General features: G+C 65.2%; 11 protein-coding genes. 3 read left to right on the plus strand and 8 right to left on the minus strand.

The features are described 5' to 3' along the window. Window positions 1–52 precede the first annotated feature (52 nt). A complete protein-coding gene (locus tag O6P39_RS21925; RefSeq protein WP_275608518.1) occupies window positions 53–967 on the plus strand; it encodes an acyltransferase in 915 nt (304 codons plus the stop codon). A gap of 199 nt (window positions 968–1,166) precedes the next feature. Here O6P39_RS21925 and O6P39_RS21930 read toward each other — a convergent pair whose 3' ends face one another. From O6P39_RS21930 to O6P39_RS21940, 3 genes are all read right to left on the minus strand, one after another. Then, window positions 1,167–1,877: an OmpA family protein gene (locus O6P39_RS21930; protein WP_275608519.1), complete on the minus strand. Its 711-nt coding sequence runs from the start codon at window positions 1,875–1,877 to the stop codon at window positions 1,167–1,169. 92 nt (window positions 1,878–1,969) lie between these two features. Continuing rightward, window positions 1,970–2,611 carry an MBL fold metallo-hydrolase gene (locus O6P39_RS21935; RefSeq protein WP_207885970.1) on the minus strand — a complete coding sequence of 214 codons (642 nt, stop codon included), beginning with the start codon at window positions 2,609–2,611 and terminating at the stop codon, window positions 1,970–1,972. Window positions 2,612–2,681: 70 nt separating this feature from the next. Continuing rightward, on the minus strand, window positions 2,682–3,701 hold the full coding sequence (locus tag O6P39_RS21940) for an AraC family transcriptional regulator (protein WP_275608520.1): 1,020 nt from the start codon (window positions 3,699–3,701) through the stop codon (window positions 2,682–2,684). 121 nt (window positions 3,702–3,822) lie between these two features. Here O6P39_RS21940 and O6P39_RS21945 point away from each other — a divergent pair, with 121 nt between their 5' ends. After that, window positions 3,823–4,662: a metal-dependent hydrolase gene (locus O6P39_RS21945; RefSeq protein WP_275608521.1), complete on the plus strand. Its 840-nt coding sequence runs from the start codon at window positions 3,823–3,825 to the stop codon at window positions 4,660–4,662. A gap of 344 nt (window positions 4,663–5,006) precedes the next feature. Here the strand turns inward: O6P39_RS21945 and O6P39_RS21950 are convergent, their stop codons facing one another. Continuing rightward, the gene (locus O6P39_RS21950) at window positions 5,007–5,945 is read right to left on the minus strand and encodes an alpha/beta hydrolase (RefSeq protein WP_275608522.1); all 939 of its coding nucleotides are present in this window, start codon (window positions 5,943–5,945) and stop codon (window positions 5,007–5,009) included. Window positions 5,946–6,017: 72 nt separating this feature from the next. Continuing rightward, window positions 6,018–6,662, minus strand: coding sequence for a TetR/AcrR family transcriptional regulator (locus O6P39_RS21955; RefSeq protein ID WP_275608523.1), 645 nt, complete (start codon window positions 6,660–6,662; stop codon window positions 6,018–6,020). A 100-nt stretch (window positions 6,663–6,762) separates the two neighbouring features. Here O6P39_RS21955 and O6P39_RS21960 point away from each other — a divergent pair, with 100 nt between their 5' ends. Next, window positions 6,763–7,635: a hypothetical protein gene (locus O6P39_RS21960; RefSeq protein ID WP_275608524.1), complete on the plus strand. Its 873-nt coding sequence runs from the start codon at window positions 6,763–6,765 to the stop codon at window positions 7,633–7,635. Between the two features lie 191 nt (window positions 7,636–7,826). Here the strand turns inward: O6P39_RS21960 and O6P39_RS21965 are convergent, their stop codons facing one another. From O6P39_RS21965 to O6P39_RS21975, 3 genes are all read right to left on the minus strand, one after another. Continuing rightward, window positions 7,827–10,553, minus strand: a complete 2,727-nt coding sequence (locus O6P39_RS21965; RefSeq protein ID WP_275608525.1) for a LuxR C-terminal-related transcriptional regulator — start codon at window positions 10,551–10,553, stop codon at window positions 7,827–7,829. 217 nt (window positions 10,554–10,770) lie between these two features. After that, window positions 10,771–12,138: a DUF1329 domain-containing protein gene (locus O6P39_RS21970; RefSeq protein ID WP_275608526.1), complete on the minus strand. Its 1,368-nt coding sequence runs from the start codon at window positions 12,136–12,138 to the stop codon at window positions 10,771–10,773. Between the two features lie 152 nt (window positions 12,139–12,290). Then, window positions 12,291–14,213 carry a DUF1302 domain-containing protein gene (locus O6P39_RS21975; RefSeq protein ID WP_275608527.1) on the minus strand — a complete coding sequence of 641 codons (1,923 nt, stop codon included), beginning with the start codon at window positions 14,211–14,213 and terminating at the stop codon, window positions 12,291–12,293. Between the last annotated feature and the right edge of the window lie 54 nt (window positions 14,214–14,267).

Genomic DNA, 14,267 nt, shown 5'->3' on the forward strand with positions numbered 1-14,267 from the left:
ACGCTTCACGCGCCCGGTGGACCGGGCGCCCACGTACAAGGACCATTCCTCGATGTTGAGTTTCCTTCCTGCCAACCTGCGCGGCATCCTCGCCAGCCTCATCCTGTTCGTCAGCACGTTGTGCTGGGCAACCCTGCTGTTCAGCATGACCCTGGTGAAGATCCTGTTGCCATTCGCGGCTGCACAAAGCGTCTGCAGCAAGATCATGAGCCTGATCGCCGAAGGCTGGATCGGCTGCAACAAGGGCTGGATGAACCTGGTCCGCGACACCCGCTGGGACGTCAAGGGCCTGGAAGGCCTGGAGTACGAGCACTCCTACCTGGTCACCAGCAACCACCAGAGCTGGGTCGACATCCTCGTCCTGCAGTACCAGCTCAACCGCCGCGTGCCGCTGCTGCGCTTCTTCCTCAAGCAGGAACTGATCTGGGTTCCGATCATCGGCCTGTGCTGGTGGGCGCTCGATTTCCCCTTCATGAAGCGCTACACCAAGGCGTATCTCGCCAAGCACCCGGAGAAGAAAGGCAAGGACCTGGAGACCACCCGCAAGGCGTGCGCCAAGTTCAGCCGGATTCCGGTGTCGATCTTCAACTTCCTCGAAGGCACCCGCTTCACCCCGGCCAAGCACGACGAACAGCAGTCGCCCTTCCGCTACCTGCTCAAGCCCAAGGCCGGCGGTATCGCCTTCGTCCTCGACGCCATGGGCGAACAACTGCGCACCCTGGTGAACGTCACCATCCACTACCCCGACGGGCGCCCGACCTTCTGGTGCCTGCTGTCGGGCAAGCTGCGCGAAGTGGTGGTGCGTTTCGAGGAGCTGGAGATTCCGCGCCAGTTCGTCGGCAAGAGCTACGACCAGGACGAGGGCTACCGCGCCGAATTCCAGCTGTGGGTGAACCAGCTCTGGGAGCGAAAGGACCAGATACTGGCGCAGCTGCACCGCGAGTTTCCGGCCGCTGCCAAAGCGTGAGTTTTTTGTAGGAGCGAGCTTGCTCGCGAACAGCCCCCGCTGCGGGGCTGGGGTTCGCGAGCAAGCTCGCTCCTACAGGTTCGGCCACGTGCCACGTGCAACCCAGGAACGTAGCGCGTACAACCGTGACACGAATTCCCCAAAAAAAAGACGCCCATGAAAAAGCCCGCCAATCGGCGGGCTTTTTCATGGGCGGCGCTTACTGCTGGTACTGCTGAGTCTGCGCGCCCGGCAGGGCCTTCAGGTTCACTTCGACGCGGCGGTTCTGCGCGCGGCCGTTGGCGTCGGCGTTGGACGCGATCGGCTGGTCCGGGCCCATGCCACGGGTGCTTACGCGGGTGGAGTCTACGCCTTGGGAGGTCAGGTATGCCGCCACGGACTGCGCACGACGCTGGGACAGGTCCATGTTGTGCTGGCGGCTGCCGGTGCTGTCGGTGTAACCGACGATCTCGATGCTGTTCTGGTTGAACTCCTTGAAGGAGTTGGCCAGGTTGTTCAGCGGGGTGTAGAAGGACGGAGCAATGTTCGCCGAGTCGGTGGCGAAGGTGATGTTGCCCGGCATGATCAGCTTGATGTCATCGCCTTGGCGCTCGACCTGTACGCCGGTGCCTTGCATCTGCTGGCGCAGCTTGGCTTCCTGCTTGTCGGCGTAGTAGCCGTAACCGGCGGCGGCGGCACCGATGGCGGCAGCGCCGATCATCGCGCCCTTGCCACGGTTGTCGTGGTTGATCGCGGCACCGGCGACAGCGCCGGCCAGCGCGCCCAGGGCACCGTACTTGGCGGTCTTACTCATGCCACCCTCGGCCGGGGCCTGGGTGTTGGGATCATAAGGGTTCTGGGAAGCGCAACCGGCCATGAGAGCGAGGACGGTGGCAGCCGCGACCATGGACAGACTACGTGCAGTGAACATGAAGGAAGACTCCTGGATAACGAAATCGCCCGATTGGGCGCTGGTTAGATCATACAACAGCAAAAAGATTCAATTTTCCTTAACGCGCGCCATCAGGCCCGAATGAATGGGTTCTCGCGCATCTCGTCGCCCAGACAGGTATCCGGACCGTGGCCGGTCACCACGGTCGCCTCCTCGTCCAACGAATACAGACGCTCGCGGATCGAACGCTCGATGGTGTCGTAATCACCGCCCCACAGGTCAGTGCGACCGATGCTGCGGCGGAACAGGGTGTCGCCGGCGATCAACAGCTTGTCCTTGGGGAACCAGAAGCTCATCGAGCCCGGCGTATGCCCCGGCGTGTGCAGCGCCACGCCGCAACCGCAGGCCAGTTCCTCGTCATCCGCCAGCCACTGGTCCGGCGACGGTACCGGGGTGTAGGGCACGCCGAACATGCGGCACTGCATCTCCAGGTTGTCCCAGAGGAACTGGTCATCCTTGTGCAGGTGCAGGGTGGCACCGGTCTTTTCCTTCATCTGCCCGGAGGCGAGGAAATGATCGAGGTGCGCGTGGGTGTGGATGATGCTGACCACCTTCAGCCCCAGCGCGTCGAGACGCTGCAGGATGAGTTCGTGGTCACCGCCCGGATCGACGACGATGGCCTTCTTCGTCAGCGGGTCGCCGATGATGGTGCAGTTGCATTGCAACGGGCCGACGGGGAAGGTTTCGCGGATCAACGCGGGCTGCTCACTCATCACGGGCTCACTCGATGGGATTGGGCGGACCGGCATTTTCGCCTATTCCACCCTGCCCTGGCGAGCCGGCTCAATCGTCCCGGCGGTAGTCGGTCGGCAGCTTGCCGGTCCATTTCCTGAACGCCCGACGGAAGTTCGACGGGTCGTTGAAGCCCAGCAGCAGCGCGATCTCGTAGAGCGGCAGATGCGTGGTGGTGAGGTACTGCAGGGCCAGGCGCTTGCGCACGTCGTCGAGCACTTCCTGGTAGGTGGTGCCCAGGTTCGATAAATGTCGACGCAGGCTGCGGCCGCTGGTGTGCAACTCGCCCGCCACGGTCTCCAGGTCGGGGAACTCGCCGGGACGCGCCAGCAGCAGTCGGCGAATACGGGTCAGCAGCCCTTCCTGCACGTCCAGCGTGGCCAACAGGGCCTCGCACTGCTGCTCGCACATCTGCACGGTGGCCGGGTTGGCCAGGGCCATGGGCCGCGCCAGGTAGTCGCTGGGCAGGCCGATGAAATGGAACGGCTGGTCGAACGACACCTCGCCGCCGAACACCTCGGCGTAACGCTCCGCGTAGGCCGGCGCGGCATGGCCGAAGCCGACGCTGACGCCCTGCAAAGGTTCGCCGACGAGGAAGCGGGCGATGGTGTAGAGGCTGGTCATCAGGCCTTCGGCGGCGAAACGCCCCATCGGCCCGAGCGGGATCGACTCGCTGGCGCGCAGGTAGGAGATGCCTTCGTCTTCCACCATCTCCAGGTCGTAGGCCAGGCCGAGCACGCGGTAGTACTTCAGGGCGAAGCCGATGGCGCGTTCGAGGTTGGCGCTGGAGAGCACCGCGTAGCCGAGGATACCGTGGGTGGAGACGTTCAGCCGCAGCCCCAGCAGCAGCCCGAAGGCCGGCTCGTTGCAGTGTGCCAGGGCGGTGCCGGCGAGCAGGTTGAAGTCGATAAAGGACAGGCGGCCATTGGGGCTTTGCAGCACCTCGGGGCGCACACGGGCCAGCTCGAACAGGCGCGCGCGGGGCACGCCCAGCTCCTCGGCAAGATCGAGCAGCGCCTGTGCATAGGCGACGGGCACCAGTTCGGCGGTGAAATTGAGCGGTTGTTTCATCGTTTTTCTTGTGTCGACCGCTGGCCGGATATGACCGGAAAGTTGGCAGACAATAACCTTGTGACGCTTTCCCCACAAGCCCACAGTACTGACCATGGACAACCACAACAATGGAGCCGCCATGGCCAGCACCACCCCCGCGGGACTGGAAATCAAGCCCCGGCATATGGACTTCGATCTGCCCGATCCGCTGCCGCGTCACTGGCATGGCGGAGACGCCTTCAAGTCCCATCTGTTCGATGCGATGTCGGTGCTGTTCCCCGACGGCGAGCGCTTCTTCATCGACTCGGTGCGGCAGTTCCGCGAGGACATCACCGACCCGGTGCTCAAGGAGCAGATCCGTGGCTTCATCGGCCAGGAAGGTCACCACAGTCGCGAGCACCTGGTGTACAGCCAGCGTCTGCGCGAGCAGGGCTACGACATCACGCGCATCGAGAAGCTGGCCCAGGCGCGCATCCGTTTCACCCAGAAGAAATTCCCCGCCAAGCGCCAGCTGGCTGCCACCGCCGCGCTGGAGCACATCACCGCGATCATGGCCAACGGGCTGCTGACCGACCCGCGTACCATGGAGGGCGCCGACCCGGTGATGCAGCGCCTGTGGCGCTGGCACGCGCTGGAAGAGACCGAGCACAAGGCGGTCGCCTTCGACGTCTACAACCAGGTCTGTGGCAGCCGCAAGCTGCTGCGCCGGGCGATGATCATGGCGACCTTCTTCTTCGTCCTCGACACCTTCCGTGGCCTCACCCACATGCTGCGCAAGGACGGCCTGCTGTGGAACTGGCGGGTCTGGCGCGACGGGCTGAAGTGGAGCTGGGGCAAGCACGGCGTGTTCCGCCCGCTGGTGCGCGAGTACCTGGACTTCTTCAGGGCCGACTTCCATCCCTGGCAGCACAACAACCTTGATCTGCTGCACGAGGTGCGTCGGGAGTACGACCCGCAGCCGCTGGCGCACGCGGGCTGAGTTTTTCGCCGCAGCAACCGCCGCCCCGTCTTGTCGGGGCGGCGTTGTTTTCGAGATGCCGGCCTATCGGCCGGTTTCGCGGATAAGATCCGCTCCTACGAAACGGTCCGGTGCGACGCACCTGTAGGGGCAACTGTCTTCTTCGGGAAAGTCGGTGCCGGTATTTCCCCTCACCCCAGCCCTCTCCCGGAGGGAGAGGGGGCAGACCGTGCAGGCTGACGCCAAGGTTTCCTCCTAAATCGAACGGTCCCCTCTCCCGCTTGCGGGAGAGGGTTAGGGTGAGGGGCTCTTGTGGGAACGAAAAAGCCCGGCGCTGGGCCGGGCTTTTTCTGGAGCGGTCGGGCTCAGGCATGCAGGAAACGCAATGCATCCGCCGCCGACTCCTGGGGAATCTCTTCCATCGGGATATGCCCCACGCCCGGATAGACCTTCACCTCGATCCCCGGCACATCACGCTGCCACATCGGCACGTGGCGCGGCGAAATCCAGCGATCGCGCTCGCCCCACATCAGCATCGTCGGCACCTTGAGCCCCGCCACGCGGTTCGGGGTGCAGGTCAGCTCCTCGCGGTTGGCCTTCACCAGCACGCGGAAGATATCGATCATCGCCCGGCGGTTACCCGGACGGCGGCTGATGTCGTAGTAGCGGTCGATCACACCCGGTTTGATCTTGCGCGCATCGCCGTAGACTTCCTTGATGCCCTGGGCCACCAGCGCGCGCGGCATCCACATCGGCATCAGGATGCCGGCGCCGGGCAACACGGCGCTGGCGATCATCAGCGGCACCTTCTGCATGTAGTAGCCGGCCGGGTCGATCAGGATCAGCCGCTCCACCCGGTGCGGTTGCGCCAGCGCATAGTTCCAGGCGATGTAGCCGCCCAGGGAGTTGCCGGCGATGGAGACGTGCTTGAGGTCCAGGCGATCGAGGAACATGCCGAACACCTTCACCAGGCGCTCGCCGCTGTATTCGCGGTCGTGACCGCCGCCGGTGAGGCCGAAACCCGGTACGTCGAGGCGGATGATGCGGAAGTGCTCGCTCAGCTCGGCGACCCAGCCGTCCCAGGTGTGCAGCGACGCCATCACGCCGTGGACCATCACCAGCACCGGCTTGTCGCGGCTGCCTTCGTCACGGTAATGGATGTCGAAGCCGTCGACGTTGATGAAGCGCGAGCCGGTTTCCGGCGCAGCGTAGCGGTCCTTCAGCGCAGCCAGCGACAGGGCGCCGAAGCCGTAGCGAGCCAGGCCCTCGGCCAGTGGCGGTTGCAGAGACAGGGTGGCGGACATGGACGAGTGACTCCCGTGCTTGTTGTTCTCGAACCGAGATCACACCACAGCCCGCTTTCCACCGCGCCCAACCTAGGTAGTGCGTGAGCAGAGCGTCGTTACCAATAGGTCACCAATGACCTGCTTCACCTCACCCAGCGGCATGTCGCCGCCCTTGCCCAGCAGCTCCAGCGAAGTGGCCTCCAACGCCCAGATCAGCGCCTGGTAGGTCAGCGCCGCGTGCCGCACGCCTTCGCCCTGGAAGCGCTCTTCGAGCAACGCCCGCAGCTCACGGTGCGCCTCGGCGCGATGGGCGGCGAGAGGCGAGTCGGTGCGCAACGCTTCCTCGTGCATCAGGCGGATGATCGGCCCCACCGCCAGGTGATAGTCGAAGAAGCGCTCGACCATCGCCCGCAGCCAGGCATCGGTGCTGCCGGCGTCGGTGCGCATCTCGCGAAAGCGCATCAAGAGCAGTTGCACCGCCGTGCGGTAGATGCCTTCGAGCACGTCGAGCTTGCTCTGGAAGTACTTGTAGAATGTGCGCCGCGACACCTTGGCGGCGTCCAGCAGGTCGTTCACCGTGGTATCGGCCAGCCCCTTGGCGACGAACACCGGAATGCTCGCCAACTGGATGTTGGCCCGTTGCAGGTGCCCCACCAGCGGCCCGTCGCTCTGGCGCGCCACCGCGCCGATACCGCCGAGGTCCTCGAAGACCGCGCTGACCGCTGCCGACTCCATCTCCCCTCCCCCGCATCACCCAACCAAGGCGCGGGATGACGCCGCTCCCCGGCCTCGTTAACCTAGGCCGACCGCTCCCCCGCGCAAGGAAAGCCCGTTCGTGCCGAACCTACCACGCCGTCTGCTCTGGCCGCTGGCCATCCTTTTGCTGGTTCTCTGTCGCCCCGCCTTCAGCGCCGACCTGTACTACCTCGGCCAGAAGATCCCGGACATCAAACGCCCCTGGACCAGCGCCGACTACCAGCTGCTGATCGACGCGCTGAAGAAGATCGACGAATCCCAGGCCAACGGCCTGCCCCGACGCAGCGGCGAGTTCACCGGGCCGATCTACCAGCGCATGGTCAGCGAAGAGAACTTCCGCCCGCAGCTGAACATCTACGCCCCGCTGGAGCTGCGGCAGAACGAGGCGCGCGAGGTGCTGTTCAAGCTCAAGGAGCTGATGCGCCTGTACTTCGACTTCCGCGCCGCCAAGCAGCCTTACGGCGCCGAGGCGCTGGGTCTGATGAGCTATTCGCTGCGCGAGCAGGCGATCCTGTTCAACCTGACGGTGGAATTCTGGATGACCCTGGCGCAGAACGAGCAACGCAATCCGGTGCGTCTGCAAGGCATGCAGGAAGCCAAGGCGGCCGCCTCGATGCTCACCAGCAGCGCGCTGGACTACCTCGGCCTCACCGCCCAGTTCGACCGACAGGACCTGGTGCTCTACAGCGCCGAGCTGTCCAAGCAAATGCCCGAGCTGTTCATCCACCTGCCGGCGGAAGTGCGCGCGCAGTTGCTGATGCGCGTGGACGAACTGGCGCAGAAGCATGCCTATGCCGAAGTGCGCGAGAACATGCGCGATCTGCAGCCGGTGCTGCAGGCGATCCAGGATGACGTGCAGAAACAGTTGGCCGCTCCGGCCAAGGGGCAGGCGGCGCCCAAGGGGCTGGACCTGAGTGCGCCGGCGGAGCCGGAGAAGAAGAAGGGGATGTGATCCTGGCGCAGCACGCGCCACTCCTGTCCGAGCAGTTACCTGCAGGAGCGAGCCAGGCGCGCTCCTGCACGGACCGGCTTGCGTAGGAGCGGACTCCGTCCGCGATCGCTTCCCACCCGCTGAGCCGTCTCAGGCCAATCGCGGACAGAGTCCGCTCCTACGCCAGTCTCTGCGAACCTGAGCCAGAACTCCTAGCGCAACAACCCCATCTCCTTCGCCCGCGCCACCGCCTGGGTGCGGCGCTCCACGCCGAGCTTGTCGTTGATGTGCCGGGCGTGGCTCTTGACCGTATGCAGGGAGATGAACAGCCGATCGCTGATCTCCTGGTTGGAGCAGCCCTGGGCGATCAGCTCCAACACCGCCAGCTCGCGGCCGCTCAGGCAATCGGTGAGTGCTACGCAGCGCTCCGGCGGCGCCGGCAAGCGTTCACGCAGGGCCTCCATGGCCGGAGAAGAAGCCCGCACAGCCAATTGTTCACGCAGCCATTCCGGATGCTGCAGCAGCACTTCATGCAACGGGATCAGCAGGCCCACGGCCAGGCCATTCAGGCACTCGCCCAGCTCGAAGGAGGCCTCGCGCTCGCGACCGTCCTGCAGCAGCAAGGCGACCAGTTGGCCCTGGGCGAAGCGCGCCTGCAACTGCGCACCGCCTTGCAGGGCGCCGCTGGCCGCAGCGCGCAGCCGCGCTTCGGCCTCGGCCATGCGGCCTTCGCGGCGCTCCAGCTGGGACTGGAGCATTTCCACGTGGCGCGGCAGCTGCGGCGAGCACTCCGGCGGCGTGGCCGGTTCGTCGCCGGTGTAGGTGTCGCGCAGGCGTTCCAGCCAGGCGGCCGCCAGTTCGGTCTGCCCCTGGCCGAGCCAGAGTTCGCATTTGATCAGGGTGATGGCCGACAGGTAGTAGACCGGCGGCACGTCCCACACGTGCATCATCCGCTCGACCTCGGCCAGGTGGGCGAAGGCGCGGGTGTAGTTGCCCAGCCGCCCTTCCAGGCTGGCCAGCACGCAGAAGCCGATGATCAGGCTGATATCCCGGCAGGCACGCGCTTCCTCGATGCCGGCCTTGAGGCACTTGCGCGCCTCGTCCGGCTGTAGCGCGAGGCTGCGCAGGTAGCCCTGGTAGAGCATCAGCCGCCCGCGCACGGCGTAGCGGCGCTGGCTTGACAGCCCGGAGAGTCGCGCCAGCCCCTGGCGAACCTCCTCTTCGGCGCGCAGCACCTCGCCGCGCGCCTGCAGGACGCGGGCGCGGTCGTAATGCACCATGGCCTCGAACAGCGGATTGCCGAAGCGTTGCGCCAGCTCCAGGGCATCCCGGTTCAGGTTGCGGGCACGCCACAGGTCGTCGCGGACGATGGCCAGGTTGCTCAGGGTCGACAGGCACAACAGGCGCGGGCCGAAGCGTTCCGGTCCGAGCCCTTGCAGGGCCTCCTCGCAGTGTCGCTCGGCGGTGGCGATGTCGCCGCGACCCCGGGCAACGACACCCGCCAGCGCCTGCCACTGGGCCATCAGGTCGCGCTGGGTGGCCGGATCGGCCGCCGGCAGGAAGCGCGACAGTTGCAGCCCCAGTTCCTCGGCGGCGTCCAGCTGGCAAGCCAGCGCCAGGGCCCAGCTGTACAGCACGATCAGACGCGGCGTGCTGGCCAGCAGGCTGTCGGGCAGGTCCATCTTCCAGCGCAGCAGCGTGGCGACGTTCTGTTCGGCCAGCAGCTGTTCCTCGGACAGGCTCTGCACCAGGTTCGCCGCCACTTCCGGGTGACCGGCGCGCAGGGCCTGTTCCACGGCCTCGTCGAACAATCCCTGGGTGCTGAACCAGCGGCACGCACGCAGATGCAGTGCCGCCGCCGAAGGGCCGGAGCCGGGCAGCGGCCGCGCCAGCAACAGGTCGGAGAACAGGTGGTGATAGCGGAACCACTGGCCCTGCTCGTCCAGCGGCACCAGGAATACCTGGTGCTGCTGCAGATGACGCAGGATCGAAGCGCTGTCATGAGAGTCCCGAAGGGAATCACACAGTTCGGCGGAGAAGCGCTCGAAGCGCGCCGTCTGGTAAAGGAAGACCTGCACCTCCGGCGACTGCTTGTCGATCACTTCTTCCAGCAGGTAATCGCGGATCAGCTCCTCGGCGCCGTGCACCGAAAGATCGGGCACCTTAGCCGCCAGCTCGTCGTCATGGGCCAGCAGCCACAGGCGCAGGCCGGCGATCCAGCCTTCGCTGCGCTCGACCAGGTTATCCAGGGCGTTGTCATCCAGCTGCGCGCCGTTGGCGGATACCAGCCGCGCGGTTTCCTCGGCGGTCAGCCGCAGGTCCTGTTCGCTGAACTCCAGCAGGTGCCGCGACAGGCGCAGGCGGGCCAGGTGCCAGTCGGGGCGCTGGCGGCTGGTGACCAGCAGCACCAGGCCGGGTGGCTGGTGGTTGAGGAGAAATTGCAGGCAGCGGTCGAGCACCGCGCCCTGGGCCAGGTGGTAGTCGTCGAGCACCAGCAGCAGCGGGCGCTCGACGGAGAGGCAGTCCACCAGTTCGTCGAGCAGGTCGTCGAGCCAGGCTTCGAAGGCGAACGGCTGGTGCCGCTGACGCATCTTCAGGATGCCCAGCGCCTCCTCGCCCAGCATGGGAAAGTGCAGGCGCAAGCCTTCGAGCAGGCGTTCGAGGAATCGCCCCGGATCACTATCCCTGGCACTGAGCCCCAGCCACAGACTGCGCCATTGGCTTTCCAGCGTCTGACAGAACTCGATGGCCAATGAGCTCTTGCCGAACCCCGCCGGCGCAGACACCAGAATCAGCCGTCCCTCCAGTCCGGACGCCATGCGCTCGCACAGTCGCGAGCGCGAGACGTGGCCATGCGGCAGCGGCGGCCGGAAGAAACGGCTGCCCCCTGTGCTGGTGGGAACCTCGGTCAGTCGTGGCAGAGTCGAGAAGTCGGTCATCAGCCTGGCTCTTGCTCTAGCTCTTGTTTCTATGTGGACGGAGCCTAGCCGCTCGCGAGCGGTATTTGAAGCCGATTTTGTTACCGTTGCCCACAAGATGACCAGAAGCCTTCCGACATTCCGCATTCCCATTCATCCAGTGGATGATCGCCCATAAAAAAACCGGCCCGAAGGCCGGTCTTTTCTCACCGCGGAACCACCCGTGGGGATCGGGGGATCAGCGAACGCCTTCCTGGCGCAGCGCTGCCGGGGTGAAGTCGCTTTCCGAAGCGCTGTAGTTGAAGTCGTAGGCGGATTTCTCCTCGTTCTTCAGACCCAGCACCAGGTAGCGACCGGACAGCAGGTCATACAGGGTTTCGGCGGTGTACCACGGTACCTGGTAGTTGTAGTAGTACTGGTTGAAGGCCTCGGCCACGCGCCACAGGGTGCCGCGACCGTCGTAGTGGTCGATCTCCACGGCCTGCCAGGTGTCCTCGTCGATGTAGAAGTCACGCTTGGCATAGATGTGGCGCTCACCCGGCTTCAGGGTGGCGGTCACGTGCCATACGCGGTGCAGCTCGTAGCGGGTCAGGTCCTGGTTCAGGTGGCCGGGCTTGATGATGTCGGCGTACTTGAGCTTCGGATCATCGAGCTTGTAGTTGTTGTACGGGATGTACAGCTCCTGCTTGCCCACCAGTTTCCAGTCGTAGCGGTCCGGCGCGCCGTTGTACATGTCCAGGTTGTCGGAGGTACGCAGACCGTCGGCGGCGGTGCCCGGACCGTCGTAGGAGACCTGCGGGGCGCGGCGTACGCGGCGCTGGCCGGCGTTGTAGAGCCAGGCCAGGCGCGGTTCCTTCACCTGGTCGAGGGTCTCGTGCACCAGCAGCACGTTACCGGCCAGGCGCGCCGGGGCGGTCACGCGCTGCTTGAAGTAGAACAGCACGTTGCTCGGCTTGCTGGCGTCGTAGTCCTTCAGGTCGGTGCGGAAGACGAATTCGTCCTGGAAGTACACCAGCGAGTAGGAGCCGTTGACCTGCGGGGTGGCCTGGGTCACCAGACGGCGCACGTGGCCGCCGCGATAGCGGGTGATGTGGTTCCAGATGACTTCCAGGCCGTCCTTCGGAATCGGGAAGGGGTTGGCGGTCTGGAAGTTCTGCAGGCCGTTGCCGCCCTGCACCAGGGTGGTGGTGGTGGCGTTCTTCTTGGTCGCCGCCAGCACGCTGTCCGGCACGGTGGCGGTACGGTGCGACGGGAAGACCTGCATCTTGTAGGTGTCGGGATAGCGCTTGAACATGGCTTGCTGGCCGGGGGTCAGCTTGGCCTTGTACTGGTCCATGTTCTGCGCGGTGATGGTGAACAGCGGCTTCTCGCTGGCGAACGGATCGGAGAGGAAGCCCTTGCTGTCGGCGGTGCCGGCGTTCTTGGGCAGGCCGCCAGTCCAGGCAGGGATGCTGCCGTCGGCGTTGCCGGCCTTTTCCGCGCCCATCGGGGTCAGGGTGGTGCCGAGCTTGGCCGCTTCATCGGCGGAGACGGCCGCCATCACCTGGGAGGCGAGCAGGCTGAGTGCCAGCGCGCCGGTGTGCAGCAGGATCTTTGTTGTTCTCATGCGTTTATCGTCCTCGTTGAGTCTGTGCCCACCGCGGTGGCCGCCCCTTGCGGGACGGGTCGCGGGTTGTATCTGCTGCACCGCCGGCCGGTTCGACCGACCGGCGGGTGGCCCGCCGCGTGTGCGGGCCGGATACCGGTTGAACGGCCGGTTTAGAAGTTCACCCCGAAGCTGAGGCTGACGAAGTCGCGGTCATCGACGGTGGTGTACTTGCCGTCGAAGTAGGTGGTGTAAGCCAGGCTCGCGGTGTAGGTGTTCAGGTAGTCGGCGTCGACACCCAGGCTGACGGCCTTGCGGCCTTCCTCGAAGTTGCCGCCCGGGCCGGGGGAGTAGCCGTCGACGTCGTGGGACCAGGCCACGTTGGGCTTGAGGTTCACACCGGCGAAGACGTCGTTATAGTCCCAGATGGCGCGGGCGCGGTACCCCCAGGAGTCGGCGGTGGTGAAGCCTTCGCTTTCGCAGTTGCGGCTGACGTTGTTGGCGTTGGCGGTGCCCAGGGTGGACACGTTCAGCGCCTCGCAGGTCGGACGGCCGTTGAGGCTGCCGTTCAGCGGGCCGGGGCCGAAGACCGGGTCGCGGCCGTAGCGTGCCTTGTTCTGGCTTTCCAGGCCGCCGACGTGGGTCCAGCCGACCTCGCCCACCAGGGTCAGACGCTCGGCGCCCATGACCTGGTCGAAGAAGTGGGTGAAGGTGGTCTGCAGCTGGGTGATTTCCTTGCGGCGGTAGCCGTGCAGGTCCTCGCCAGCGTTGCCGTTGAGCACCGAGGCGTTGTTGTAGACGTGGTTGCCGCCGATGGCCACCGGGTCCAGGCCGGAATACAGGATATCGGTGGTGTTCAGCTGTACCGGAGCGTTCGGACGGTAGCTGATCTCACCCTGCCAGGCGGTGCCGGTGGGCAGCGTGGTGGAGAAGCTCAGGCCGTACAGGTGGATGTCTTCCGGATACTCGACGAAGTAGCTGGAGTTGCCGGCCATGGCCGCCGCACCGGCCTGGGCGGCCAGGGACGGGCTGATGGCGGCGATGTTGGTGATCAGCTGGTTGATCTGCGCCACCTTGGCGGTGTCGGCGCCACGGCCGCTGAAGATCGGCAGGCGGCTGTGGTAGTTCATGTAGTAGCCGCCGAACTCAGTGTTCACGCTGTCGGCGAAGTACTTCAGCGACAGGCCGTACTGGCCGCTGTCACGAGCGTCGCGGTCCGGCCCGCGCTTGACCACGATGCCTTCGTTCCACGGCGAGGGAGTCAGCGCCAGGTTCGGGCCGAGCAGGGCGTTCAGAGTGTTGATCGAGCCCTTGTTGTTGGTCAGCACCGCGAGGTTCTGGGTACAGCCATCGGCGATGACGTCCGGCTGGGAGAAGAAGGTGCCGCAGTTGTCGACCACCGTCTGGTCCCACTCCAGCTGGTAGAAGCCTTCGGCGGAGAGGTTGTCGGTGAGGTTCTGCGACATGTAGAACATGTTCACCGGCACCAGGGCTTCCTTGATCTCGGAGCCCGGACGGCGGAAGGCGGTCACGTCGAACGGGTTGATAACGCTGATGCCGTTCTGGATGAAGGTACTTTCACCCCAGTTCACCACCTGCTTGCCCAGGCGCACGGTGCCCGGCAGTTCGGCGATGGTGTAGTTGTGGTAGATGAACGCGTCGAGCAGTTCGGCGCCGGAGGCCTGGGCGGCTTCCTTGCGATTGTGATCACTGAGCGGCTTGAACTCGGTGTCCTCGTCCTTCTGCTCGAAGTCGTACCAGTACTTGCCGCGCAGGAATACGCCGGTGTCCTGGTATTTCAGCTCGAGGTCGTGGATGCCCTTGAAGATTTTCGAGAAGGTCTTGCCGGCCTTGTAGTTCAGGTGGCCGTCGTCGGAGGTCTGGGACAGGCCCTTGCCGCCGTTGTTTACGCCGATGAGGTTCTTGTTCGGATTCTCCGTCGACCAGCTGGCCCCCACGGACAGCGACGAGTCGAACGAACCTTCGATTTCCCCGATGTTGAAGCTGACGGCGGAAGCGGGGGTCGCCAGCGAGGAAGCCAGGCTGACGGCCAGCGGCAACCGCGCCAGTCGCCAGATATGTTGCATGGTTTTCATCGACGCTACTCCATGTGTTTTTTGTTATGAGTAGTGGCGACTATATCCACGGCC

The organism is Pseudomonas sp. PSE14 (genome assembly GCF_029203285.1).
In the GTDB taxonomy this organism is placed as follows: Bacteria; Pseudomonadota; Gammaproteobacteria; order Pseudomonadales; family Pseudomonadaceae; genus Pseudomonas.